General features: G+C 62.1%; 20 protein-coding genes and 1 pseudogene. 9 read left to right on the forward strand and 12 right to left on the reverse strand.

Translation table 11 applies throughout. The features are described 5' to 3' along the window. Positions 1-76 precede the first annotated feature (76 nt). Both aceA and HJC04_RS17755 read left to right on the forward strand, forming a co-directional pair. Positions 77-1366: an isocitrate lyase gene (gene aceA, locus HJC04_RS17750; protein WP_221146741.1), complete on the forward strand. Its 1290-nt coding sequence runs from the start codon at positions 77-79 to the stop codon at positions 1364-1366. 21 nt (positions 1367-1387) lie between these two features. Beyond that, entirely contained in the window at positions 1388-1624 is a 237-nt protein-coding gene (locus HJC04_RS17755; RefSeq protein WP_210629158.1) for a hypothetical protein, read from the forward strand. A 112-nt stretch (positions 1625-1736) separates the two neighbouring features. Here HJC04_RS17755 and HJC04_RS17760 read toward each other — a convergent pair whose 3' ends face one another. Beyond that, on the reverse strand, positions 1737-2606 hold the full coding sequence (locus HJC04_RS17760; RefSeq protein ID WP_210629159.1) for a LysR family transcriptional regulator: 870 nt from the start codon (positions 2604-2606) through the stop codon (positions 1737-1739). A gap of 90 nt (positions 2607-2696) precedes the next feature. Here HJC04_RS17760 and HJC04_RS17765 point away from each other — a divergent pair, with 90 nt between their 5' ends. Beyond that, positions 2697-2948 carry a hypothetical protein gene (locus HJC04_RS17765; protein WP_210629160.1) on the forward strand — a complete coding sequence of 84 codons (252 nt, stop codon included), beginning with the start codon at positions 2697-2699 and terminating at the stop codon, positions 2946-2948. Here HJC04_RS17765 and HJC04_RS17770 read toward each other — a convergent pair. From HJC04_RS17770 to HJC04_RS17785, 4 genes are all read right to left on the reverse strand, one after another. Beyond that, the gene (locus tag HJC04_RS17770) at positions 2921-4768 is read right to left on the reverse strand and encodes a methyl-accepting chemotaxis protein (RefSeq protein WP_221146742.1); all 1848 of its coding nucleotides are present in this window, start codon (positions 4766-4768) and stop codon (positions 2921-2923) included. The two genes, HJC04_RS17765 and HJC04_RS17770, sit on opposite strands and share 28 nt — an antisense overlap. Positions 4769-4921: 153 nt before the next feature. Next, on the reverse strand, positions 4922-7453 hold the full coding sequence (locus tag HJC04_RS17775; RefSeq protein ID WP_221146743.1) for a HAMP domain-containing methyl-accepting chemotaxis protein: 2532 nt from the start codon (positions 7451-7453) through the stop codon (positions 4922-4924). A gap of 311 nt (positions 7454-7764) precedes the next feature. Next, positions 7765-7908 carry a hypothetical protein gene (locus HJC04_RS17780; RefSeq protein WP_210629163.1) on the reverse strand — a complete coding sequence of 48 codons (144 nt, stop codon included), beginning with the start codon at positions 7906-7908 and terminating at the stop codon, positions 7765-7767. A gap of 145 nt (positions 7909-8053) precedes the next feature. After that, positions 8054-9235 carry an NAD(P)/FAD-dependent oxidoreductase gene (locus HJC04_RS17785; protein WP_210629164.1) on the reverse strand — a complete coding sequence of 394 codons (1182 nt, stop codon included), beginning with the start codon at positions 9233-9235 and terminating at the stop codon, positions 8054-8056. Between the two features lie 125 nt (positions 9236-9360). Here HJC04_RS17785 and HJC04_RS17790 point away from each other — a divergent pair, with 125 nt between their 5' ends. The 5 genes from HJC04_RS17790 (at position 9361) to edd (ending at position 16317) form a co-directional block, all read left to right on the forward strand. After that, a complete protein-coding gene (locus HJC04_RS17790; protein ID WP_210629165.1) occupies positions 9361-10797 on the forward strand; it encodes a glutamine synthetase family protein in 1437 nt (478 codons plus the stop codon). 7 nt (positions 10798-10804) lie between these two features. Next, a complete protein-coding gene (locus HJC04_RS17795; protein WP_221146744.1) occupies positions 10805-12100 on the forward strand; it encodes an FAD-binding oxidoreductase in 1296 nt (431 codons plus the stop codon). 133 nt (positions 12101-12233) lie between these two features. Then, complete coding sequence (zwf, locus tag HJC04_RS17800; RefSeq protein ID WP_210629167.1) at positions 12234-13709, forward strand: glucose-6-phosphate dehydrogenase; 1476 nt, start codon at positions 12234-12236, stop codon at positions 13707-13709. A gap of 10 nt (positions 13710-13719) precedes the next feature. Then, positions 13720-14418 carry a 6-phosphogluconolactonase gene (gene pgl, locus HJC04_RS17805; RefSeq protein WP_221146745.1) on the forward strand — a complete coding sequence of 233 codons (699 nt, stop codon included), beginning with the start codon at positions 13720-13722 and terminating at the stop codon, positions 14416-14418. Positions 14419-14496: 78 nt separating this feature from the next. After that, on the forward strand, positions 14497-16317 hold the full coding sequence (edd, locus tag HJC04_RS17810) for a phosphogluconate dehydratase (protein ID WP_210629169.1): 1821 nt from the start codon (positions 14497-14499) through the stop codon (positions 16315-16317). An 83-nt stretch (positions 16318-16400) separates the two neighbouring features. Here the strand turns inward: edd and HJC04_RS17815 are convergent, their stop codons facing one another. The 6 genes from HJC04_RS17815 to HJC04_RS17840 all read right to left on the reverse strand — a co-directional run bounded on the left by HJC04_RS17815 (position 16401) and on the right by HJC04_RS17840 (position 23452). Next, entirely contained in the window at positions 16401-16754 is a 354-nt protein-coding gene (locus HJC04_RS17815) for a hypothetical protein (RefSeq protein WP_009996042.1), read from the reverse strand. Between the two features lie 176 nt (positions 16755-16930). After that, positions 16931-18019 (reverse strand): ABC transporter ATP-binding protein, encoded by a 1089-nt coding sequence (locus HJC04_RS17820; protein ID WP_210629170.1) that lies wholly within the window; start codon positions 18017-18019, stop codon positions 16931-16933. Positions 18020-18040: 21 nt separating this feature from the next. Beyond that, complete coding sequence (locus HJC04_RS17825; protein ID WP_221146746.1) at positions 18041-19693, reverse strand: alpha-glucosidase; 1653 nt, start codon at positions 19691-19693, stop codon at positions 18041-18043. Between the two features lie 33 nt (positions 19694-19726). Next, on the reverse strand, positions 19727-20890 hold the full coding sequence (locus HJC04_RS17830; RefSeq protein ID WP_210629172.1) for a carbohydrate ABC transporter permease: 1164 nt from the start codon (positions 20888-20890) through the stop codon (positions 19727-19729). 1 nt (position 20891) lies between these two features. Further along, entirely contained in the window at positions 20892-21905 is a 1014-nt protein-coding gene (locus HJC04_RS17835; RefSeq protein WP_210629173.1) for a carbohydrate ABC transporter permease, read from the reverse strand. 185 nt (positions 21906-22090) lie between these two features. Beyond that, positions 22091-23452, reverse strand: coding sequence for an ABC transporter substrate-binding protein (locus HJC04_RS17840; protein WP_221146747.1), 1362 nt, complete (start codon positions 23450-23452; stop codon positions 22091-22093). 291 nt (positions 23453-23743) lie between these two features. Here HJC04_RS17840 and HJC04_RS17845 point away from each other — a divergent pair, with 291 nt between their 5' ends. After that, a complete protein-coding gene (locus HJC04_RS17845) occupies positions 23744-24772 on the forward strand; it encodes a substrate-binding domain-containing protein (protein WP_221146748.1) in 1029 nt (342 codons plus the stop codon). Here the strand turns inward: HJC04_RS17845 and HJC04_RS17850 are convergent. Then, positions 24773-24909, reverse strand: a pseudogene (locus HJC04_RS17850) (bifunctional methylenetetrahydrofolate dehydrogenase/methenyltetrahydrofolate cyclohydrolase); the annotation flags it as partial.

Below are 24909 nucleotides of genomic sequence, written 5' to 3' on the forward strand. Positions count from 1 at the left end.
TTCCTGGCCAGATCAGCGCAAATTGTCAATCTTGTCATTCATCCATCCAAAGACGATTTTCAGTGAGGAGAGCCGCATGACCGATTTTTACAAGCTTGTCCGAAATGCACCAGCAGGCCGCTTCGACGGTATCGAACGGCCCTATTCGGCCGCTGACGTACAGCGGCTGAGAGGCTCGGTGGCGCTCAGCCATACGCTCGCCGAAATGGGGGCGGGTCGCTTGTGGCAGCTCATTCATCAGGAAGACTTCGTCAATGCGCTTGGCGCGCTCTCCGGCAACCAGGCTATGCAGATGGTGCGCGCCGGGCTGAAGGCGATCTATCTCTCCGGCTGGCAGGTGGCGGCTGACGCCAATACGGCATCGGCGATGTATCCCGACCAGTCGCTTTATCCCGCCAATGCCGGGCCGGAACTCGCCAAGCGCATCAACCGCACGCTGCAGCGGGCCGATCAGATCGAGACAGCTGAGGGCAACGGCCTTACCGTCGAGACCTGGTTTGCGCCGATCGTTGCCGATGCGGAAGCCGGTTTCGGAGGACCGCTCAACGCCTTCGAGATCATGAAGGCCTATATCGAGGCGGGTGCGGCGGGCGTCCATTTCGAGGATCAGCTCGCTTCGGAGAAGAAATGCGGCCATCTCGGCGGCAAGGTGCTGATCCCGACAGCCGCCCATATCCGCAATCTCGACGCCGCCCGGCTTGCCGCCGACGTCATGGGCGTGGCGACGCTGGTCATCGCCCGCACCGATGCGGAGGCAGCAAAACTGCTGACGTCTGATATCGATGAGCGCGACCAGCCCTTCGTCGACTATGATGCCGGGCGCACGGTCGAGGGATTCTACCAGGTCAGAAACGGCATCGAGCCCTGCATCGCCCGTGCCGTCGCCTATGCGCCGCATTGCGACCTGATCTGGTGCGAGACCTCTAAGCCGGATCTGGAGCAGGCGCGCCGTTTTGCCGAGGGTGTGCACAAGGTCCATCCGGGCAAGCTGCTCGCCTATAATTGCTCGCCTTCCTTCAACTGGAAGAAAAATCTTGACGAGGCGACGATCGCAAAGTTCCAGCGCGAACTCGGCGCGATGGGCTACAAGTTCCAGTTCATCACGCTCGCGGGCTTCCACCAGCTGAACTATGGCATGTACGAGCTGGCGCGCGGCTACAAGCAGCGGCAGATGTCGGCCTATTCCGAACTGCAGCAGGCCGAATTCGCCGCAGAGGCGAACGGCTATACCGCCACCAAGCATCAACGCGAGGTCGGCACCGGCTATTTCGACGCCGTGTCGCTCGCCATCACCGGCGGCCGGTCTTCGACTACGGCAATGCACGATTCAACCGAACATGCGCAGTTCAAACCGGCTGCGGAATGAGCGCAAGAGGAGGATAAGATCATGGCATCCATCGCACGCGTCCGGGAGCGGGCCGAGCAGCAGGCATCGAGCATGAGCGAGGATCAACAGACGACGATCCGCATGCTCGCCAACGACCTGCATCGGCTGAACCAATCCGTCATGAAGGCCGTCGAGGCCGGCGTTTCGGTCGAACTGGTGCGCTCGGCTCGTCATCACGGCGGCGACGGCAACTGGGGCGACCTGTTGATCCCGGTTGTCGTCACCAACCGGCACTGACGAAACAGCCGGCAGCTCGGGCACATCGCTCGATCTGCCCTCGATCACAGCGTCCGCGCCTCGAAAGAAGGCGCGGACGCCTTATCGTCTTTCAGTCTTTCCAGCCTCGGCATCAGCCGCGGCTTGGACGCTTGCCGGCGAAGAGATCGGCATAGCTTCGGATCAGCCTGGTCATGCGGTCGGCGACCGTGCGGATCTCCGGGCGATGGCGATCCTCGGCATTCATGACGATCCATTGGCGGTGGCGCAATTCCGGCAGTTCGCTGCCCTGGCGCTGCAAATCGGGATGGAGATCGCCGACGAAACAGGGAAGCACTGTTTTGCCGGCGCCGGCGCGCACCAGATCCGGCAGCGAACGCGGCCGGTTAACCGTGGCGACGATCTCGGCGGCGGCATGGGCATGCGGCCAGCGCAGATAGGACGAGATCGCGTCCTCCTCGCCGACGGCTATCCAGCGCTCGTCCGGTTCGGCGGCGTTGCGCCTGCTATAGACCGCATAGGCCACCTCGCCGAGCTGGCGGGCGGCAAGATTGCCCTCCTCCGGCTCGAAGGCGCGAATGCCGATATCGCTCTCGCGATAGGCAAGGCTTGCCCGCGCCTCGCCGATTGTGAGCGCAACGGCGAAGGCATCGCCCGGCATGCGGATTGCGGCGAAATTCTCCGTCAACAGCCAGGCGACCCAGGTGCCGGCGGCGATCCGGACGGTCGTGCCACCCTCCCCGGACTGCCGCCAGGCTTCGACCTTGCGGGCGGCCGCCTCCATCTCTTGAAGGTGATCGAGCAGTGCCTGGCCGTCGCCAGTCAGCCGATAACCGGTCTGGCTGCGGGAAAACAAGGTGCGGCCGACCTCCTGTTCGAGATCGAGCATGCGCCGGCCGACGGTCGCCGGGCTGAGCCCGCTTGCGGCACTGGCTCCCGTCAGGCCGCCAAGCCGGGCGACCTGCAGGAAAAGCTGATAGGAATCCCAATTCGCGTTTTTCATCAGTGAAAAACATAGCGTGGATTTGCCTGTTTATGAAGAGAAATTCGATGCTTAAATCCAGGGATGTACTCGAGTAGGAAAGGACATCCCATGTTCGATATGATCACCATCGCAGGCGTCCACGGATTTCGGCATCATTGCGGTCCGAGCAACAGCAAGGCCGACGAGGATCGGTTCTATGCCGAGTTCGGAGACAGCGGCATCATTCGCTTTGCAGCTTGGCTGACCTCGCTCGACCTCATGCTCAAGCGTGTCGCCCCAACGGAAAGACGCCGCAAAGTTGCGGCGCAATCCTGCGGCAGCGGCCGCGCTCCTCAGGCGACCTTCCTTGCGCCGCGGTGAGCGGCCGCGGGCTCTACGCCGATGCGGAAACGCTCGATCAGCGCCATCAGCGTATCGGCCTCGCCGGCAAGCAGGCGGCTTGCCTGCGTCGTCTCGGCAACCATCGAGGCGTTCTTCTGGGTCATCTGGTCCATGGCGTTGACCGAACTGTTGACCTCCTGCAGCGCGGCCGCCTGGTCGCGGTTGGCGGTGGCGATGGTCTCGACATGGCCGCTGATTGCGATGATCTCCTGGCTGATCGAAGCAAGGACGCTGCCAGTCTTCTGGACGAGCTCCGATCCGGCCGTGACTTCGCGGCTTGATGTCTCGATCAGCGACTTGATCTCGCGCGCCGCATCGGCCGAGCGCTGGGCGAGTTCGCGGACCTCCTGGGCGACGACGGCAAAACCCTTGCCCGCCTCGCCGGCGCGCGCCGCCTCGATGCCGGCATTCAGCGCCAGAAGGTTGGTCTGGAAGGCGATGTCGTCGATCACCTCGATGATCTGCTCGATACGCTGCGAGGCTCCTTCGATACGCTCCATGGCGGCGACGGCATCGCCGACCACGGTGCCGGAATTGTCGGCCGTCTTCTTGGTCGCGGCGACGACGCTGTTGGCTTCGCGGGCACGCTCGGCGGAGGAGCGAACCGTGACCGTAATCTCCTCCACCGCGGCGGCGGTCTCCTCCAGGCTCGCCGCCTGCGCCTCGGTGCGCTTCGAAAGCTCGCCGGCGGAGGCCGAAACGGCGCTGCTGTTGCGCTGGATCGTCGAGGCGCTGTCGCGGATGCCGGAGAGCGTATCCTGGAGCCGGAGCAGCGATGCGTTGAAATCGACGCGCAGTTGTTCCAGCCGGCCGATAAAGGGCGTGCCGATCGTTTGCGAGACATCACCCTGGGACAGGCGCCCGAGGCCAGCCGCCAGCTGGCTGACGGCAAAATCGATCTGGCTGTCGAGCGAGCGCTTGTCAGCATCGTTGCGGGCGCGTTCGGCATCACCCAAGGCGCGCTGTTCGACTGCCTGCGTTTCCAGATTGCGCCTGGCACGGGCGCTGTCACGGAAGAGCGCAAGAGCCCGGCCGATTTCGCCGAACTCATTCTTCTTCTCGAGACAGGGGATCGCGCCGTCAAGATCGCCCGAGGAGATCGAGTGGACGCTCGCCGTCAGCGCCTGCAGGGGCCGCACCGACAGGCGGATCGCATAGAAGGCGAGAACGCCGACGAGCAGCATGACGACGGCGCCGATGCCGAGAACCAGGATCAGCAGCTCATTCATGCGTTGATAATAGAACTCCATCGGGATGCCGATGAAGATTATGCCGACATTGACGTTCGACGCGTTCTTGATCGGGAAATAGCCTGTCATGAATTTGCGGCCGAATAGCTCGGCGGGTCCGTAATAGGCCTCGCCCCGGGCGAGAACCGCCTGGGCCGGGTGCTCGGCTGCAAGCTTGGTGCCGAGGGCGCGGTCGCCGTTTTCCTTCTTGACGTTGGTGGAGATGCGAACGTAGTCGCTGCCCTGCTTTTGGAAGATCGTCGCGACACCGGCGATCGACTGCGCGGTGCGGTCGACAAGCGAATGATCGGCAAGGGCCGGAACCGCGTCCTCGGTGACGGCGGCAAGCTGATTATTCATCACCTCGATCTTCGCGGCCGGATCAGCCGCGCCGTAAAGGACAGCCATGGCGCGGGCGGCGTTCCGGGCATCCGAGACAGCCCCGTCCATCACATGGCGGCTCAGATTGTAATAGGTCGCGCCGACGATAGCGGCCGTGCTGATCGCCAGCAGAAACAGCGTGATCGCCACGATCTGGCTGACAATAGATGTAGAGAAAAGGCGCAGCATGAAAAACCCCCGGCCGGCAACAAGGGCTAAATTAGAGGAAAAGCGTTAAGGAAAATTTTCCGTAAATCAGGGCGGCAGTGAGCGCGATTCTGGAACAAAAGAAAACGGCCCCGGGAAGAGCCGGGGCCGTTTGGATGAGAAAAGGATCAGCGATCAGGCGGCGCGGTAGACCTGGGCCTCGGCCGCCTCGCCGTGGATCTTGAACTGCTGGATGAGGCGGCGCAGCGCATCGGCCTCGTCGGCGAGTTCGCGGCTGGCAGCGGTCGTCTCCTCGACCATGGCGGCGTTCTTCTGCGTCATCTGATCCATCTGGTTGACCGTCGAGTTGACGCTCTGCAGCGCGTTGGACTGATCGTGGCTGGCACGGGCGATCATCTCGACATGCTGGCTGATCGTGACGATCTGTGCGCTGATCTTCGCAAGCACGGTGCCGGTTTCCTGGACGAATTGCGAGCCGGAGCTGACCTCGCTGGTCGACTTGTTGATCAGCCCCTTGATCTCCTGCGCGGCAGCGGCGGAGCGCTGAGCGAGTTCGCGGACTTCCATGGCGACGACTGCAAAGCCCTTGCCGGCCTCCCCGGCGCGCGCTGCCTCGATGCCGGCGTTGAGCGCCAGCAAATTGGTCTGGAAGGCAATCTCGTCGATGACGCCGATGATCTGCTCGATCTGACGCGAGGCTTCCTCGATGCGGCCCATGGCGTCGATCGCATTGCTGACGACGACGGCGGAATCGTCGGCGCTGCGCTTGGCCTGGCGGACGATCTGGTCGGCATCCTTGGCGCGTTCGGCCGACGAGCGGACCGTGACGGTGATCTGATCGACGGCGGCGGCGGTCTCTTCGAGCGAGGCGGCCTGCTGTTCCGTGCGCTTGGAGAGATCCTCGGCCGAACGGGCCATCTGGTTGCCGTTGCCCTGGATCAATTCGACGTTGTCACGGATCTGGCTCATCGTCGCCTGCAGGCGCAGCATCGAGCCGTTGAAATCCTGGCGCAGCTGTTCGAGACGGCCGATGAAGGGTGTCTCGATCGTCGTCGAGATATCGCCCTGCGACATGCGCTCGAGGCCGGCGGCGAGTGCGTTGACCGCGAATTCGATCTGGCGATCCATCTCGCGCTTTTCGGCATCGTTGCGCTGGCGCTCGTGTTCGGCGGCAGCGCGCTCCTCGTCGCTCTGTTCTTCTATGCGGATCTTCGAGATGGCGTTTTCTTTGAAGATGCCGAGTGCCCGGGCCATGTCGCCGATTTCGTCGTGGCGCTGCTCGCCCGATATGCTGGTATCCAGCGCGCCTTCGGCGATGCGGCGCATGGCGCCGGTGATCTGGCTGATCGGACGCTGCAGCGTCAGCACCAGAGCGATGCCGCCGAGGATCGACAGGAGGATGCCGAGGCCGGTGGTCATGACGGAGATGCTGTTTGCCTGGGTGCGCTCGGTGCCGGCCGTCTGCTTCTGCAGTTCGGCGAAATCGGTGAGCTTCTTCCAGATGCCGTCGAGTTCCTGGCGGGCCGCTGCATAGGCCGTGACGCGCTCGCCGATCGTATCGACGATCTTCGAGCCGCCGCCGGAAATGGCGTCGAGCGCCGGCTTGATCGCCTCCGATATGCCTTCGGCAAAACCCATGCCCTTGGCGCTTGTTGTTAGCACTTCCATGTCCTTGCCGAGCGTGCCGGTCTGCTGTTGCAGACGGACGAGATTTTCCTTGCTTGAATTGGCGAGGAAATCGGAAAGGACGATCTGCAGCGCGTAGACGGAGTTTTCGAGACGCCGCGTATCCTGAAGGACGGAATTGGTCTGGGCGATGCGGCCTTCCAGTTCGGCGAAACGCTGTGTCGCCTCACGCATCTTCTGCGTCGCGGTGAGCTGCGTATAGGTCGAGGTCTGGCGGAAGCGGGACACGAGACGACCGAGCTCGGTGATGTTTTCCTCCGTCGGGCTGGGCATCTCGGCGATCTGCTTGATGCTGTCGATGGTCGCAGCCAGCGAATCGATGACATTCTTCTGGTTGGTGGGGACCGAGATTGCGATCAGCCGCTGGGACTTCATGATCTCCGGCAGCTGTTCCTTGATGTAGGCGATCTTTTCCTCAGGCGTCTGCGGCTTGCTGTAACCGCTGGCGACGCTGCCAAGGAAATCGCCGCCCTTCAGCAGGCGGTCGGCCGTGCGCAGCGTGATCGTGGCGGCGCCCTCGTCGCGCTGAAGCGCGGTCTGCAGTTCATCGGCCTGATAGGAGACCGTGAAGCGGGTGCTGATCAGGCTCTTCTGCGCCGTGTCGATCTGCTCGTGCAGCTTCTGCTCCTGCTCGTGCAGGCCCCAGAGCTTGTCGACGACGCCGGAAATATCCTTGGTGCGGCGCGATGCCTCGGCAAGGCTGTCGCGGCCGGCGGCCTCTTCTCCGACCTGATCCAGCGTCTGGTCGAGCACGCCCTGCTGGGTCTTCAGATCCGACAGCAGCTTGTCGCGCGCCTCGGGGCTGGTGACGCGCAGGAAATCGTCCATCGAACCGTAGAGATCCTTGAATCCGCTCAGCGACTGCAGCACGCTGTTGGATATTTCCATGCGGCCCTGGAGAAGCCCGGATGCGTAAAGGCCGGTCAAGCCCACCGCCGAAATGGTGACGACAAAGGGCAGAACGAAGATCAGAACCTTGGTCTTGATCCTGAAGCGGGAAAGAATCTTGTCAATCAACATGGCGTTCCGAGCCTTTCATACACTACTCCTCCCGCGGGCAGCCATAAGGCGCGCCAGCCGAGTGCACATCGAACTATTCTCTTTCCATCGGGGAACCTGGAGGCCAGGCGGCAGTCATTGCCGGTTCATGTCCAAGCAGAGTTGGAAACGCCCAAATAATCGCGGGCAATAGTGTCAGATTAGATATTAATTTTCAGATAAGCGGTCATGGTGACTTAAGCCAAGGCGGTGAAATAATTGCAGATTATGCGCCACGCAGCCGCAGTGTTGCGAACGGGGGCCGCAAGTTTGCTTGTCGACGCTCGGCAAGATCAGATGAGGTGAGCGAGCAGCAGCGCCAAGCTGGCGGCGGTCGCGCCGGCTGCGAGCATCAGGTATCGCAGGGTGGCGATGCGGGCGTCGGGTTTTGCCTGGGCGATTGCGATGGCGCGGGCGCGTCGTGCGTTTCTGTTCATGCTCGAAACCTCACTTTTGTGACACAACAGTCCAACAAAAAGGCCTGCCGGTAAAGCTTAATTTGGGAAAAGCTTTCAGAGCCGGCAATTGAGACAGGATGGCGCACCTCTCTTAAGAAGTCTTGAATCGTTATACCGGATATTTCTATGCGCATTCGCCGGCGGCAAAGCCGGAAGCCCAGGCCCATTGGAAATTATAGCCGCCGAGCCAGCCGGTGACGTCGACACATTCCCCGACGAAATAAAGGCCTGGAACGGTCTTTGCTTCCATGCTGCGGGAATCGAGCGCCGCCGTGTCGATGCCGCCGAGCGTCACTTCGGCGGTGCGGTAGCCTTCAGAGCCGGACGGTTTGATGATCCAGTTCTGGGCGCTGGCGGCCAGCCGCTGCAGCGCCTTGTCGGGCAGATCGGCCATATTGCCGGCGATCTTTTCCCGCTCGACGAGAAACTGGGCCAGCCGCTTCGGCAGGATATCGCCGAGAGCTGTCTGGGCCGACTGGCGGCCTTTCAACTGCTTTGCCGTCTTCAGCTGCGCTGATATGTCGACATCCGGCTCGACCGCGACAACGATTTCATCGCCCTCCCGCCAGTAGGACGAGATCTGCAGGATGGCGGGACCGCTTAAGCCCCGATGGGTAAACAGCAGCGCTTCGCGAAAAGCGGTGCGGCCATGGCGGATTTCGGCAGGTGCGGAAATGCCGGCAAGCGGCGCTAAGCTTGCAAGCAGGCCGGGATCGAGCGTCAGCGGCACGAGACCCGGGCGGGTTTCGAGCACGGCCAGGCCGAACTGCTCGGCAAGGCGATAGGCAAAGCCGGTGGCGCCCATCTTCGGGATCGATTTGCCGCCGGTCGCAACGATGAGAGAGGATGCCTCGAAGACGCTTTCGCCCGTGGAGACGCGGAAGCCAGCCTCACTTCTCTCGACACCTGATATTTCGGTGCCGAGATGCAGGCCCGCGCCGGCCGCGCGCATCTCGTCCAGCAGCATGCGGATGATGTCCTTGGCGCTGTCGTCGCAGAACAATTGGCCGAGCGTCTTTTCGTGCCAGGCAATGCCGTGTCGGTCGACCATGGCGATGAAATCGGCGGGCGTGAAACGGGCAAGCGCCGACTTGCAGAAATGCGGATTGGCGGACAGGAAATTCTTCGGCTCGGCATGGATATTGGTGAAATTGCAGCGACCGCCGCCCGATATGCGGATCTTCTCGCCAGGCACCTTCGCATGGTCGATGACGACGACCGAGCGGCCGCGTTTACCCGCGCGAATGGCCGCCATCATGCCGGCGGCTCCGGCGCCGATGATGATGACGTCGCTTTTGTGCTGCAAACCCTTTTCCCCAATCCAACCGGCGTCTTCTTTTCCATCAAAGGGCGAAAGTCAACGTTCTCAACCCCTCGCCAATTGGCAAACTCCGGCTATGATGGCGCCACGATCAACCAAACCGGTGTGTCATGTCCCCAAAAAAGACGACGCTGAAGCCTGCCAGAAACGTACCCGCCTCGACGAAAACACCTCCGGACCCCGGATCCCTGCGCGGCGTTGCGAACTGGAAGGAAGCGGCGCAGTGGCTGAGGGCCAGGGGCATCGAAGACATCGAATGCATCACGCCGGACCTTGCCGGCGTGCCGCGCGGCAAGATGATGCCGAGTTCCAAATTTACCTCCAACACCTCGCTGGCGCTGCCTTCGGCGATCTACCGGCATACGATTTCCGGCGAGTATCCGGAGGAGACGGAGAGCTTCCGATACGAGCCGCGCGACAGCGACCTGAAGCTGATGCCCGACCTTTCGACGCTTTCGGTCGTGCCCTGGGAGACCGACCCGACGGCCCAGGTGATCTGCGACATCGTCGATTCGGACGGCGGGGAAGTGCCCTATACGCCGCGCAACGTCTTGAAGCGGATCATGAGCCTCTATCACGACCGCGGCTGGAAGCCGATCGTGGCGCCGGAGATCGAGTTCTATCTGGTCGCCAAGAATGACGACCCCGACTATCCGCTGCATCCGCCGAAAGGCCGCTCCGGCCGCTCGATCCTCGGCGGCCAGGGCTATTCGATCGCCGGCATCAACGAGTTCGACGAACTGATCGACGATATCTACCACTTCTCCGAAAAGCAGGGGCTGGAGATCGATACGCTGATCCACGAGGAGGGACCGGCGCAGCTCGAGATCAACCTGCGCCATGGCAATCCGATCGAGCTTGCCGACCAGGTGTTCCTGTTCAAGCGCACGATCCGCGAGGCGGCGCTGAAGCACGACATCTACGCGACCTTCATGGCCAAGCCGATGCAGGGGCAGCCGGGCTCAGCGATGCATATCCACCAATCGGTGGTCAATATCGAGACGGGTAGGAACGTCTTCTCTAATCCGGACGGATCGGCCTCGAAGGAATTTTTCCATTTCATCGGCGGCATGCAGAAATTCGTGCCGAGCGCGATGGCGATGCTGGCCCCCTATGTGAATTCCTACCGCCGCCTGCAGCCCGACATGTCCTGCCCGGTCAACAATGCCTGGGGCTACGACAACCGGACGACCGCCTTCCGCGTTCCGGTTTCCGATCCGCAGGCGCGGCGGGTGGAAAACCGGCTGCCGAGTTCGGACGCCAATCCCTATCTGGCGCTCGCAGCCTCGCTCGCCGCCGGCCTGCTCGGCATCATGAGGCAGATCGAGCCGACGGCGCCGACCGAGGATTCGGCCAATGAAGGCTCGATCGACCTGCCGCGCGGTCTGCTGGAAGCCGTGGCGCTGATGGAGGACGAGCTCGCCTTCGAAGAGGTGTTCGGCAAGCAGTTCATCGGCCTTTACGCCGGCGTCAAGCGCGGCGAGTTCGAGACCTTCATGCAGGTGATCAGTCCCTGGGAGCGGGAGTTTCTTCTGCTCAACGTGTGAGGATATCATGGCGTCGCAGGAGATGTGGCAAAGCCCGATTGCGCCCGGGCTATCCTGGTACCAGGCAAACGTCGGGGAGCGACCGACCTACGCCGCTCTCGACGGCTCGAGGACATGCGACGTCGCCATTGTCGGCGGCGGCTATACCGGCCTGCAGGCCGCCTACAACCTCGCCAAGTCGGGCGTTTCGGTGGTGCTGGTCGAGGCATGGCGCTTCGGCGACGGAGCCTCCGGGCGCAATGGCGGCCAGCTCGGCACCGGCCAGCGGTGGTGGCCGGAAGAGCTTGAGGAAAAGATCGGCTACGAACGCTCGAAGGCGCTGTTCGATGTCGCCGAGGCGGCCAAGCGCCATCTTCTCGATTTCGCCAGGGAACATCAGATCGAGATCGATTACGTGCCTGGCCAGCTCAACGTCGCGCACAAGGCAAGCTACGAACGCGACTATCGTGAGAATGCGGAAATCGCCGCTGAGCGTTACGGCTATCCGCATTTGCGCTTCATGGACCGGAAGGAAACGCAGGAGCGGCTCGGCTCAAACCGTTTCCACTGCGGCGTGCGTGATGTCGGCACCGGCCATATTCATCCGCTGAAGCTGCTCATCGGGCTGGCGCGGGTGGCCTCCAATGCCGGCGCTGATATCTTCGAGATGACCCCTGCAAAGGCGATCCGCCAAACCGGCGGCAAGGTGATGATCGAAACCGAAAGGGGAACGATCACCGCCGACCGGGCGCTGATCGCCTGCAACGGTCATATCGGCAATCTGGAGCCGGTGACGGCAAGTCATGTCATGCCAATCCGCTCCTTTATCGGCGCCACCGTTCCGCTTGAGGCCTATCCCGATGTGCTGCCGGGAGGCGAAGCTGTCGCCGATTCGCGCTTCGTCGTTCGCTATTTCCGCAAAGTCGAAGGCCGCCTGCTGTTCGGTGGCCGCGAGGCCTATACGGCGGACAATCCCCGGGACATATCGCGGCACATCCGACGGCAGATCGGCGAGGTCTATCCTGGCTTGAAGGATATCCAGATCACCCATGCCTGGGGCGGCAGCGTCGGAATCACCATGCCGCGCCAGCTTTTCGTGCGCGATGTGATGCCCGGCGTCACCTCGATCGGTGGTTACTCCGGCCATGGCGTCATGCTGTCAAACTACTGTGGCAGGCTCTATGCGGAAACGGTGCTTGGCAAATCCGGCGATCTCGACCTGTTCAGATCGCTCGATATTCCTGCCTTTCCCGGCGGAGCCCGGATGCGGGCGCCGCTGCTTTTCCTCGCCTTGTCGTGGTTTGCGCTTCGCGACAAGTTTTAGTCCGATTGCGGATTTCCTCTTCCGGCAATTCGCTCTAAAACCGGAGCCCGACAGATTCATTGCACTGCACACTGGCTTTTTTAAATCGATTAGATTAAAAGGGCCGCAACCAGCCTGATTGAGAGACAAGCTCATGAGCAGCCAGATCATTCCCGTTGAGCCCTTTGATTGCGTCGTCTTCGGCGGCAGCGGCGACCTTGCCGAGCGGAAGCTTTTGCCCGCGCTCTACCATCGCCAGATCGAGGGCCAGTTCAAGGAGCCGACGCGTATCATCGGCGCCTCGCGCAGCCCGCTTTCGCATGAGGAATATCGCAAGTTCGCCAGGGACGCGCTGAAGGAACACCTGAAGAAAGGTGAATACGACGAAGACGAGGTCGAGAAGTTCTGTGCCCGCCTCTATTATGTTTCAGTCGACGCCCGCACGGACACCGGCTGGGATGAGCTGAAAAAGCTGCTCGACGAAAGCAAGGATCGGGTGCGCGGCTTCTATCTGGCGGTTGCACCTGGCATCTTCGGCGACATTTCGCAAAAGATCCATGATCACAAGCTGATCACCAAGTCGACCCGCATCGTCGTCGAAAAACCGATCGGCCGCGACCTCGCCTCGGCGCTGCAGCTCAACGACACGATCGGCCGCGTCTTCAAGGAAGAGCAGATCTTCCGCATCGACCACTATCTCGGCAAGGAGACGGTGCAGAACCTGATGGCGCTGCGTTTTGCCAACGCGCTCTATGAGCCGCTGTGGAACGCCAACTACATCGATCATGTGCAGATCACCGTGGCGGAATCGGTCGGCCTCGAAGGCCGCGCCGGCTATTACGATACCGCCGGTGCGCTGCGCGACATGGTGCAGAACCACATCCTGCAGCTGCTCTGCCTGACCGCGATGGAAGTGCCCTCGTCGATGGATTCGGAAGCCGTTCGCGACGAGAAGCTGAAGGTGCTGCGCGCCCTGAAGCCGCTCGACGCTTCCAATGTCGAGCAGGCGACGGTTCGCGGCCAGTACCGGGCCGGTGCATCGAGCAGCGGCCCGGTCAAGGGTTATCTCGAAGAGCTCGAAGGCGGCGTCTCCAACACCGAGACCTTCGTCGCCATCAAGGCGGAGATCAACAACTGGCGCTGGGCGGGTGTGCCCTTCTACATCAGAACCGGCAAGCGCCTTACCGGGCGCATGTCGGAAATCGTCATCACCTTCAAGCCGATCCCGCATGCGATCTTCGACCAGGCGGCCGGGCGCATTGTCGCCAACCAGCTGATCATTCGCCTGCAGCCGGATGAGGGGGTCAAGCAGTCGCTGATGATCAAAGATCCGGGTCCGGGCGGCATGCGCCTGCGCAGCGTATCGCTCGACATGAGCTTCGCCCAGGCCTTCAATGTCCGCAATCCCGACGCCTACGAGCGCCTGCTGATGGACGTGATCCGCTCCAACCAGACATTGTTCATGCGCCGCGACGAAGTCGAGGCCGCATGGAGGTGGGTGGATCCGATCCTCAAGGGTTGGGAAACGACCGGCCAGCAGGTGCAGGGCTATACGGCCGGCACCTGGGGCCCGAGCCAGGCCATCGCGCTGATCGAGCGCGACGGCCGCACCTGGCATGACGACATATAGGACGACACCGATGGCATCGAACCCGCATTCCTTCGCCAGTGCTGCCGACCTCGCCGACAGCCTCGCCGACACGGTCGCCGACAGGCTTTCGGCGGCAATCGCCGCCCGCGGTGCGGCGTCCATCGCCGTTTCCGGCGGTTCGACGCCGAAGGCCTTCTTCCAGGCGCTTTCGACACGCGACATCGCCTGGGACAAAGTGACGATCACGCTGGTGGACGAACGTTTCGTGCCGGCCGACAATGCCCGCTCGAACCACCTGCTGGTCGATGCCAACCTTCTTCAGAACAAGGCAAAAGCGGCGCGTTTCGTGCCGCTTTACCAGCCGGCATCCTCCGTCGAGGAGGCCGCACGGCTTGCGACGGAAAAAAGCGACGAAATCGGAATACCCTTCGACGTCGTCATCCTCGGCATGGGCGGCGACGGCCACACGGCTTCGTTCTTCCCCGGCGGCAGCAATCTTGCCCGGGCGCTCGACGCGTCGACGCCGCGCGGCGTCATCACCATGGAAGCGGAAGGAGCCGGCGAGCCGCGCCTGACCTTCACCTTCTCCAGTCTTCAGGATGCCGCACTCCTGGTGCTCCATATTGAGGGCGAAGGCAAAAAAGACGTTCTCGCAAAGGCGGAAGGCAGCGGTGACGAGGCAGAAATGCCGATCCGCGCCGTTCTGCGCCGGGCCACTTCCCCGGTCGAGATCTACTGGGCTCCCTGATCGGCCCCAGACCGGATCCGGATTTCAGGCCGGAGCCGCCGAAAGAGATAGAGACAACGAACAAGGCAGGGATTTTCCATGTCCGCTCATGCACGCATTTCTGCGATCACCGATCGCATCGTCGAACGCTCGAAGCCGACCCGCGAGCGCTACCTGGAACGCCTGCGCGCCGCCGCTTCCAAGGGTGTGCAGCGCTCGGTGCTCGGCTGCGCCAACCTCGCGCACGGCTTCGCGGTCTGTTCCCCCGCCGAAAAGGATGCGCTCGCCGGCGACCGCATACCCAATCTCGGCATCATCACCGCCTATAACGACATGCTCTCGGCCCACCAGCCGTTCGAGACCTATCCGGCGATCATCCGTGAGGCGGCCGCCGAGGCAGGCGGTGTCGCTCAGGTGGCCGGCGGCGTGCCCGCAATGTGCGACGGCGTCACCCAGGGACAGCCGGGCATGGAGCTCTCGCTCTTCTCGCGTGACCTGATCGCCATGGCCGCGGGCGTCGGCCTGTCGCACAATATGTTCGATGCCGCCCTCTTCCTCGGCGTCTGCGACAAGATCGTGCCGGGCCTCGTCATCGCCGCACTATCCTTCGGCCACTTGCCGTCGATCTTCGTTCCCGCCGGTCCGATGACCACAGGCCTGCCGAACGACGAGAAGTCGCGCGTGCGGCAGCTCTTTGCCGAGGGCAAGGTCGGGCGCGCCGAGCTTCTGGAGGCGGAATCGAAATCCTATCATGGTCCCGGCACCTGCACCTTCTACGGCACCGCCAACTCCAACCAAATGCTGATGGAGATCATGGGATTCCACATGCCGGGCTCCTCCTTCATCAACCCCGGCACGCCGCTGCGGGAAGCGCTGACGCGCGAAGCCGCCAAGCGGGCGCTGGCGATCACCGCACTCGGCAACGAATTCACGCCAGCCGGCGAGATGATCGACGAGCGCTCGATCGTCAACGGCGTCGTCGGCCTGCATGCGACCGGCGGCTCGACCAACCACACGCTGCACCTCGTCGCCATGGCGCGGGCAGCCGGCATCCAGCTCACCTGGCAGGACATTGCCGAGCTTTCGGAAATCGTGCCGCTGCTTGCCCGCGTCTATCCGAACGGGCTTGCCGACGTGAACCATTTCCAGGCGGCCGGCGGCATGGGTTTCCTCATCAAGGAACTCCTCAAGCACGGGCTGGTGCATGACGACGTGCGCACCGTCTTCGGCCAAGGCCTCGAGGCCTATACGGTCGATGCCCGGCTCGGCGAGAACCGCACCGTGTTGCGCGAACCGTCGCCGGAGAAGAGCCACGATCCGAAGGTGCTTTCCAGCATCGAGACGCCGTTCCAGGCCAATGGCGGGCTGAAGATGCTGCGTGGCAATCTCGGCAAGGCGGTCATCAAGATCTCCGCCGTCAAGCCGGAGCGCCACGTCATCGAGGCGCCGGCGATTGTCTTCCACAGCCAGCAGGAACTGCAGGACGCTTTCAAGGAAGGCAAGCTCAACCGCGATTTCATCGCGGTCGTACGCTTCCAGGGGCCGAAGGCGAACGGTATGCCGGAACTGCACAAGCTGACGCCGCCGCTCGGCGTGCTGCAGGACCGCGGCTTCCGCGTGGCGCTGCTCACCGACGGGCGCATGTCGGGCGCATCCGGCAAGGTGCCGGCAGCAATCCACGTCACGCCGGAAGCGGTCGATGGCGGCCCAATCGCCCGCATCCGGGACGGCGACATCATTCGCCTCGACGCGATCAAGGGCACGCTCGAAGTGCTGGTCGATGCAGCCGACATGGCCGAGCGCGAGCCGGTGAGCATCGATCTCTCCGACAATGAATTCGGCATGGGCCGTGAACTCTTCGCCCCCTTCCGCCGCGCCGTCGGCGCATCCGATCAGGGCGCCAGCGTGCTCTTCCACTGAGCGCAATCAGTTTAAACAAGAAAAACCCGCGGGGCGCCTGAAGCGTCCCGCGGGTTTTTCTATGAGCGGTCCGAGACTATCCGTCAGGCGCGGATATCGAGGACGTAGTCCTTGTGCGCGGGGTGCGTGCTGTAGACGAAGATCTTGTTCAGCTCCTTCTGCGTCAGCAGCCGCAGGAAGCGAACCTCGATCGTATTGTTGGCGTTGACCTTCATCAGCAGGCATCCGACCTTGGTGATGCGGGCATCCGGAATATCCAGATAGAACTGCTTCGGCAGGTTGAACTGGGTCAGGATGGCCAATGTTGCGCTGCTCATCGAGATGCGGACAATGTCGCAGCGGCGCGAAGCCGCGTGCATGACGCCCTTTTCCGTATATTCGATGCGCGCGGCGTTCATCGTATCCTCCATTTTGAACCGCGCCTCGCGGTCATACATGAAGGACTCTTCCTTGCTCAGGAAATGAGATCTTGGCTGTGACGGATTGGAAGCGGCCACCTGCTTATCCCCCTCATAAAGTGATGAGGAAAAGGTAGCAGCCGATCTTTAACAGAAAGTGAGAATTCGGCTGCCTCCATATAATTCCCGGGATTACCACCCCAAAAATGGCCGCCTCATTTCCGGTATGTATGGCCGCTCGCGTCAAAGAGATGCAGCCTCTGCCGATCGGCGGCAAAGCGCATCTTCTGGCCCTTATGGACATCGTAAATGCCCGGCAGCTTGACGACGATCGGCTCGCCGGGCACCAGGCCCTCAATATAGAGCAGCGTCACTTCGCCGAGCGCTTCGACGATCGACACTTCGCCCTCGAAAAGATAGTCGGCGCCGTCGGCGATCCTCAGATCTTCGGGACGGACGCCGAAGCTCGCCTGCTTGCCCTTCTCGGAGGCATCGGTCGCCACATCCAATGTCACCGACATGCCGCCGGTCAGCGTCACGGTCGTCTGGCTGCCGGTCCCGGCGATCGTCGCCGGAATGATGTTCATGGCGGGCGAGCCGATGAATTTCGCGACGAAGAGGTTGGCGGGGCGCTCGTAGAGCTCCAGCGGCGCACCGACCTGCTCGATATTGCCGGCCGACAGGACGACGATGCGGTCGGCGAGCGTCATCGCCTCGACCTGGTCGTGGGTGACGTAGATCATCGTCGTATCGGCCATCTGCTCATTGAGACGGGCAATTTCGATACGCGTGGCGACGCGCAGCGCGGCATCGAGGTTGGACAGCGGCTCGTCGAACAGGAAGACCTTGGGATCGCGGCAGATGGCGCGACCGATCGCCACGCGCTGGCGCTGGCCGCCGGAGAGCGCCTTCGGCAGCCGGTCGAGATATTTGGTCAGCTGCAGACTCTCGGCCGCCGCGCGGACGCGGCGGTCGATCTCCTGCTTGTTTTCGCCGGCGATCTTCATGCCGAAGGCCATGTTGTCGTAGACGGTCATGTGGGGGTAGAGCGCGTATGACTGGAAGACCATGGCGATGCCGCGCTTCGAGGGCGGCACGTCATTGACGAGCTGGCCGTCGATATACATCTCGCCGCCGGTAATCGCCTCGAGACCGGCGATCATGCGCAGAAGCGTGGACTTGCCGCAGCCGGACGGACCGACGAAGACGATGAATTCGCCCTGCTTGATATCGAGGTCGATACCATGGAGAACATCCACGGAACCGTAGGATTTGCGAATGTCCTTCAGTGTCAGTCCAGTCATTTCTCACTCCCCTCCTGATCCTTAGGCGAGACGGGCGAAATACGCCCCCCAGGCCGGAATATCGATCTTGTCGCCATAGTTGTTGCTGGTAAAGCCATGGCCCGTCAATGCCTGCCATTCTCCCGCAGGCAGAGTGACGCCGGTCTCGGCCGGGCTCATGTTGAAGATGCAGAGCAGCTTCTCATCGGCGTGTTCGCGGGTGAAGACCAGGCTATCGCCCTGCGCCTCCTCGAATTCGATCTCACCCTTGGCAAAGGCCGGGTGCAGCTTGCGGAAGGCAATGAAGCGGCGATAGTGCTCCAGCACCGAAGTCTCGTCGCCCTGCTGGACGTTGACGGCGCGCAGAATGTGCTCGACCGGAACCGGAAGCCAGGGCTTGACGGTTGAAAAACCGCCCTGGGCGACGTGGCTGTCCCAGACCATCGGCGTACGGCAGCCGTCGCGGCCCTTGAATTCCGGCCAGAACTGAATGCCATAGGGATCCTGCAGATCCTGATAGGCGAGATCGGCCTCGGTCAGGGCCAGTTCCTCGCCCTGGTAGAGGCAGACGGAGCCGCGCAACGTCAAGAGCAGCGAAGCATAGAGCTTGGCAAAGGCGTCGTGATCGGCGACCAGCCCGCCCCAGCGGCTGACGTGACGCATGACGTCGTGATTGGAGAAAGCCCAGCAGGCCCAGCCATCGGGCGCGGCAGCCTCGAAATCCTCCATCACCTCCTCGACGCGCTCCGGCGTCAGCGGATCGGGGGCAAGGAATTCGAAGGCATAACACATATGCATCTTGTCATTGCCGGAGGTATATTCGCCGACGATTTCGAGGCCGCGCTGGCTGTCGCCCACCTCGCCGACGGCGGCGATTGCCGGAAACTCCTCGAGGACGGCGCGGAAGCGCTTCAGGAAGGCAAGGTTCTCCGGCCGGTTCTTGTCGTAGATATGCTCCTGGAAATTGTAGGGATTGACCGCCGGCGCCGTCGAGGCGTTGCGCCGCTCAGGGGCAAGCGCCGGATTGTCGCGCAGGAGCGGATCGTGGAAATAGAAATTGATGGTGTCGAGGCGGAAGCCGTCGACGCCGCGATTGAGCCAGAAGCGCACGACATCGAGCAGGCGGTCCTGCACTTCCGGATTATGCAGGTTCATATCCGGCTGCGAGGTCAGGAAATTGTGCAGGTAATACTGCATGCGCGTCGGATCCCACGCCCATGCGGAGCCGCCGAAGATCGACAGCCAGTTGTTCGGCGGCGAACCATCGGGTTTGGCATCGGCCCAGACATACCAGTCAGCCTTGGCATTGGTCTTGCTGGAACGGCTCTGCACGAACCAGGGGTGCTGGTCCGAGCTGTGGGAGATGACGAGGTCGATCATCACACGGATGCCGAGACGATGGGCCTCAGCGATCATCGTGTCGAAATCCACCAGCGTGCCGAAAATCGAATCGACGTTCTCGTAATCGGAAACGTCGTAACCGAAATCGCGCATCGGTGAGGTGAAGAAGGGCGAGATCCAGATCGCATCGACGCCGAGGCTTGCCACATGCGGCAGGCGGGCGGTGATGCCCTTCAGGTCGCCGATGCCGTCGCCGTTCGAGTCCTGGTAGGAGCGCGGATAGATCTGATAGATCACCGCGCCGCGCCACCAGTCCTTGTCGGGAGTCAAGATCGATTGAGGAGCCACGTTCATGGAATATCCTGTCTGAAGTCAGTTTGGAAATGGTCAGCCGCCCTTGACCGAACCCGCCAGCAGACCACGCACCAGATAACGCTGCAGTCCGAAGAAGACCAGCAGCGGCACGACGATAGTGACGAAGGCCGACGCCGTCAAAATCTCCCAATTGCCGCCGCGCGAGCCGAGCAGCGCGTTCAGCCTGCCGGTCAGCACGAGGTGATCCTGGTCAGTGCCGAGGAAGACCATGGCGACGAGCAGGTCATTCCATACCCACAGGAACTGGAAGATGGCGAAGGAGGCGAGTGCCGGGAAGGACAGGGGCAAAACGATACGAACGAAGATCTCGAAGTCGCTTGCGCCGTCGACGCGGGCGGATTCGATGATCTCCTTCGGCAGGCCGGCGATATAGGCCCGCAGGAGAAAGATGGCGAGCGGCATGCCGAAGGCGGTGTGCGCGAACCAGATGCCAGGATAGGTCTTCGACGGCTGGCCAAGCATATTGCCGATCTCGTTGTAGAGACGCAGCAGCGGAATCAGCGACATCTGCAGCGGCACGACGATGAGGCCGACCACAAGCGCAATCAGCAGCGCGCGCCCGGGAAACTCCATCCAGCTCAATGCATAGGCGGCAAAAGCGGCAATCAGGATCGGGATGATCGTTGCCGGGATCGTCACCGTCAGCGAATTGATGAAGGACTGACCGATGCCTTCGCCGGTCAGAACCGTCTTGTAGTTCTGCAGCGTGAACTCCGGCGGCGCGGAGACGGACACGTAGATGCGCCGCGGCCGCTCGTCGGGCGAAAAGGCCGTGTTCTTCATGTAGCGATAGCTGCCGTCGCTGTTGATCTGCAGGCTCTCGCCATCGCCGAGATCGGCGGTCTCGCCGGCTTCAAAAGCGGCCGGTTGCTGCACGCGGTTGCCGAAGGATTTTACCGAGCGGCCGGTCTGCCCTTCCAGCACATTGCCTGAAATGACGTAATCGGCGCCTTCCTGCTTTTGCTGATCGGGCGTGCCCAGGCGGACGGCGACAGTCTGCGTCGAGCCGACGAAGGACGTCCACCAGCCGGAGACGACGATCTGGTCCTTGTCGCGCAAGGCGCTGACGAAGATGCCGAGCGTCGGGATCAGCCAGATGATGACGATCAGCAGAACGGCAAGGTGAACGAAGAGACGGGCGGGGCCGATCTTGAAGTAGCTTCCGACAGCGGTCATCTCAATGGCCCTTCAGTTCGCGGTTGGCGCGGCGCACGTTCCAGACCATGATCGGCGTGACGGCAAGCATGATGATGATGGCGATGACCGCACTTCGGCCGGAATCGCCGCCACCGCGGAACATCCAGTCGAACATCAGGTTCGCCAGCACCATGGTCTGCCACTGGCCGTTGGTCATGGTCAGCACGATGTCGAAAACCTTGAGGACGAGGATGGTGATCGTCGTCCAGACGACGGCGATGGTGCCCCAGACCTGCGGCACCATGATGCGCCAGAAGATCTGCCAGCCATTGGCGCCGTCGATGACGGCGGCTTCGATCGTCTCCTCGGGAATGCCGCGCAGCGCTGCCGAGAGGATGACCATGGCGAAACCAGTCTGGATCCAGATGAGGATGACCATCAGGAAGAAATTGTTCCAGAAGGGAACCGAGATCCAGACTTCGGGCGTGCCGCCGAACAGCTGGACGATGGCGTTCAAGAGGCCGATCTGGACGTCGTTGCCGCCGCGATATTCATAGATGAATTTCCAGATGACCGAGGCGCCGACGAAGGAGATCGCCATCGGCATGAAGACGATGCTCTTGGCGATATTGCCCCACCAGATGCGGTCGGTCATCACCGCGATCACCAGGCCGAAGAAGGTGCAGGCGGCCGGCACGACGGCGAGCCAGAGGATGTTGTTGAAGATCGACTGGCGGAATTCGCGGTCACCGATCGCCCATTTGTAATTGGCCACGCCGACGAATTGCTGGCCGGTGCGGTCATAGAAGGAGAGAATGAAGGTCGCGACGACCGGGTAGACGAGATAGACGAAAAGCAGGAAGAGCGCCGGGCCGAGAAACAGCCATGGCCGGATGAGCGCACGGCGGTTGAGGTTGCGCGAGGCGGCGCGGATGTCGCCGTCCTTCACCGGCAGAGCGAAATCGAGGATCTTATTCGAAAAATAGAAATAGGCCGAGCACGCGACAACGGCGGCGACCACGACGCCCAAAGCGGACACTATCTGCAACAGCATTACGTCCCTCCCCTGCTTCCCCTGATCTTATTCCGACCGGCTTTCATTCTGACGGGTCAAGGCCGGCCACCGTCAATATGTTTGCATTGCCCAATCACAATATATCCCATTGGCCCGGCTCTTTGCGAACCCGGCCAGTCATGGAGCGTATGCCGCCGGCAAACCGGCGGCATCGTTTTGAAAGATTATTTGATGCCGTCCCAGGCGCTCTGGATTTCGCCGGCGGCCTCCTCGGCGGACTTGCCGCCGACGAAATCAACCATGCCCGTCCAGAAGGCGCCGGCGCCGATCTTCCCCGGCATCAGGTCGGAACCGTCAAAGCGGAAGGTGGTGGCGGACGTCAGGATCTCGCCTTCCTTCTTCATTTGCGGATTGGCATAGGCATCGGTGCTGACGCCCTTATAGGGCGTCAGGAAGCTCGACTGCGCCATCCAGACTTCATGCGCGATCGGGGTCTTCAGGAAGTCGATGAAGGCGCGGGCCGTCTTCGAGTCCTTGGTGATCGAGACGAGCGTGCCGGCGCCGAGCACCGGCTTGCCGAGTTCGGGATGCGAAGCATAGGTCGGCATATAGAAGAAGTCGGCATCCTGTCCGAGCTTCGTGCCTTCAGGGAAGAAGGACGGTATGAACGAGGCCTGATGGTGCAGGTAGCACTTCGGCGGAACGGTGAAGAGGCCCTTCGGGCTGTCGCGGAAATCGGTCGATGCCACGGCCGCGACGCCACCGTTTACATATTTCTCGTTCTTGGCGAACTTGCCGAATTCTTCGATCGCGGCAATGACGGCCGGATCGGTGAACTTCAGCTCGTTCGTCGTCCATTTGTCATAGGCTTCCGGCGACTGCATGCGCAGCATGATGTCCTCGACCCAGTCGGTCGCCGGCCAGCCGGTGGCGCCACCGGAACCGAGACCGATGCACCAGGGAACGCCGCCATCCTTGACGATCTGGTCGGTCAGAGCATGGAGCTCTTCCATGGTCGTCGGGATCTTGTAGCCGGCTTCCTCGAAATTCTCCGGAACGTACCACACCAGCGACTTGACGTCGGCCTTATAGGGGAAGGCGTAGAAAGCTTCCTTGCCGTCCTTGCCCTTGTAGGTGCCGTAACCGACCCAGCTGTCGCCGGCGCCGTAATTGTCCTTGATCCACTTGGAATTGTCGTCGCCGAGCGGCGTCAGGAAGCCCTTGCCGGCGAGGTCGGCCAGAAGGCCCGGCTGCGGCAGAACGGCGATATTCGGCGGCGAGCCGGCCTGCGTGTCGATGACGATCTGCTGTTCGTAGTTTTCGGAAGAGGAATATTTGACGTCGATTCCGGTCGCTTCGGTAAAATAGGCGAGAACGCTGCGGAAGAACGCCTCGTCCTCACCGCGCCACGGGCCGAAGATCGTCAGCGGCTGCCCCTTCAGATCGGCATGAGCGGCCTTGAATTCGTCATAGCTCTTCCAGTTGAACTTGGCATCCTGTCCCGGGGCAAATTTCAGGTCGGCCGCGGACGCAGCACCGGCAAAAAGCGCCGCCACGGCAACGCCCATCAAAAATGACTTTTTCATGTGATCAACCTCCCATCACAAAACCGCGCCAAACTTCTTCATCGGAAATTTTCAAAGCGCTTTGGCACCCCAACTCATTCCACTTTCGGTGGAGCGAAGTCAAGTCATTTCGCTAAAAGTCGCGGCAGACATGCGGAATAGCGCCGTCTCACCAGTGTCTATTGGGCAATATGGAGCGATTTTTCTTGAGTCAAGCGCGCCAAATGAATACATAATTGAAAGCGCTTTGGCTGTCGCTGGGAGGCGGCTTGCCCGTCGAGGCGCCAAGCGGGCCGGGAGGAAGCATAGCAGGTGAATCTCAAACAGCTATCGGAATTGCTGGGGCTTTCGCAGACGACAGTGAGCCGAGCGCTCAACGGTTATCCCGAGGTCAACGAGGCGACCCGAGAGCGCGTGCTCCAAGCCGTGAAGGAAACCGGGTACCGGCCGAACAAGGCTGCGCAGCGGCTTGCGACCGGCAAGGCAGGTTCGATCGGCCTCGTCATGCCGACGGCGCCCGGCCACCAGTCCGACGTGCATTTCGGCGAATTCCTGGCTGGACTCGGCGAGGAGGCCGTGCGCCACGATTTCCATTTCGTCATCATGCCGTCCGATCCGGACGACGAGGTGGCGGCGCTCCGGCGGCTTGCGATCAGCGGTAATGTCGACGCGCTGTTCATCGCCTATATGCGCGCTCACGACCCGCGGCTCGCCATGCTGAAATCGCTCTCCATGCCCTATGTCGTCCACGGTCGCTCCTTCGGCGCGGAGCCGGATTATCCCTATCTCGACATCGACAATGAAGGGGCCTTCTACGACGCGACGCGGCTCTTGCTGCAGCTCGGCCACACGCGTTTTGCCTTGATGAATGGGCCGATACATCTCGATTTCGCGATCCGCAGAAGGAACGGCGTCATCTCAGCCCTTGCCGAACGCGGCCTCACGCTGGAGGAGGATTGCATGAGCCACGCACTGATGACGGACGAACTGGGCCTGCTGGCGATGGAACGGTTCCTGCAACTGCCGGAACGGCCGACGGCGATCCTCTGCTCCAGCACGGTGATGGCGCTCGGGGCGATCCGCGCGGTGAACCAGGCCGGATTGCGGCTCGGCGAGGACATTTCGCTGATCGCCCATGACGACGTGCTGCCGCTCTTGAAGCCGGAAAACTTCTCGGTGCCGCTGACGACGACACGCTCCTCGCTGCGGGCCGCAGGCGTTCGCATCGCCCAGCGGCTGATCGGCACGGTGAAAGAGGCCGGCCCCTTCCCCGAACAGGAGCTCTGGAAAACCGAGTTGATCGTCAGGGCCTCGACGGGCCCAGCCCCGCAGCAACCATAATCAGAACTGCGGCGGCGTCTGCCCGGCGGTGCGATGGGCGGCGATGACCGTATTGGCCATCAGCATGGCGATGGTCATCGGGCCGACGCCGCCCGGAACCGGCGTGATGGTGCCGGCGACCTCGGAGACCTCGCGGA

It is taken from the genome of Rhizobium sp. NLR8a, from assembly GCF_019685235.1.
Lineage (GTDB): Bacteria > Pseudomonadota > Alphaproteobacteria > Rhizobiales > Rhizobiaceae > Rhizobium.

Bases quoted from the DNA above. Each gene is read 5' to 3' on its own strand.
- zwf (WP_210629167.1), top strand. From the start codon at position 12,234: ATGAGCAGCCAGATCATTCCCGTTGAGCCCTTTGATTGCGTCGTCTTC.
- HJC04_RS17770 (WP_221146742.1), bottom strand. From the start codon at position 4,768: ATGCTGCGCCTTTTCTCTACATCTATTGTCAGCCAGATCGTGGCGATC.
- HJC04_RS17815 (WP_009996042.1), bottom strand. From the start codon at position 16,754: ATGTATGACCGCGAGGCGCGGTTCAAAATGGAGGATACGATGAACGCC.
- pgl (WP_221146745.1), top strand. From the start codon at position 13,720: ATGGCATCGAACCCGCATTCCTTCGCCAGTGCTGCCGACCTCGCCGAC.
- HJC04_RS17830 (WP_210629172.1), bottom strand. From the start codon at position 20,890: ATGACCGCTGTCGGAAGCTACTTCAAGATCGGCCCCGCCCGTCTCTTC.
- HJC04_RS17840 (WP_221146747.1), bottom strand. From the start codon at position 23,452: ATGAAAAAGTCATTTTTGATGGGCGTTGCCGTGGCGGCGCTTTTTGCC.
- HJC04_RS17820 (WP_210629170.1), bottom strand. From the start codon at position 18,019: ATGACTGGACTGACACTGAAGGACATTCGCAAATCCTACGGTTCCGTG.
- edd (WP_210629169.1), top strand. From the start codon at position 14,497: ATGTCCGCTCATGCACGCATTTCTGCGATCACCGATCGCATCGTCGAA.
- HJC04_RS17835 (WP_210629173.1), bottom strand. From the start codon at position 21,905: ATGCTGTTGCAGATAGTGTCCGCTTTGGGCGTCGTGGTCGCCGCCGTT.
- HJC04_RS17795 (WP_221146744.1), top strand. From the start codon at position 10,805: ATGGCGTCGCAGGAGATGTGGCAAAGCCCGATTGCGCCCGGGCTATCC.
- aceA (WP_221146741.1), top strand. From the start codon at position 77: ATGACCGATTTTTACAAGCTTGTCCGAAATGCACCAGCAGGCCGCTTC.
- HJC04_RS17760 (WP_210629159.1), bottom strand. From the start codon at position 2,606: ATGAAAAACGCGAATTGGGATTCCTATCAGCTTTTCCTGCAGGTCGCC.
- HJC04_RS17780 (WP_210629163.1), bottom strand. From the start codon at position 7,908: ATGAACAGAAACGCACGACGCGCCCGCGCCATCGCAATCGCCCAGGCA.
- HJC04_RS17825 (WP_221146746.1), bottom strand. From the start codon at position 19,693: ATGAACGTGGCTCCTCAATCGATCTTGACTCCCGACAAGGACTGGTGG.
- HJC04_RS17765 (WP_210629160.1), top strand. From the start codon at position 2,697: ATGTTCGATATGATCACCATCGCAGGCGTCCACGGATTTCGGCATCAT.
- HJC04_RS17755 (WP_210629158.1), top strand. From the start codon at position 1,388: ATGGCATCCATCGCACGCGTCCGGGAGCGGGCCGAGCAGCAGGCATCG.
- HJC04_RS17790 (WP_210629165.1), top strand. From the start codon at position 9,361: ATGTCCCCAAAAAAGACGACGCTGAAGCCTGCCAGAAACGTACCCGCC.
- HJC04_RS17775 (WP_221146743.1), bottom strand. From the start codon at position 7,453: ATGTTGATTGACAAGATTCTTTCCCGCTTCAGGATCAAGACCAAGGTT.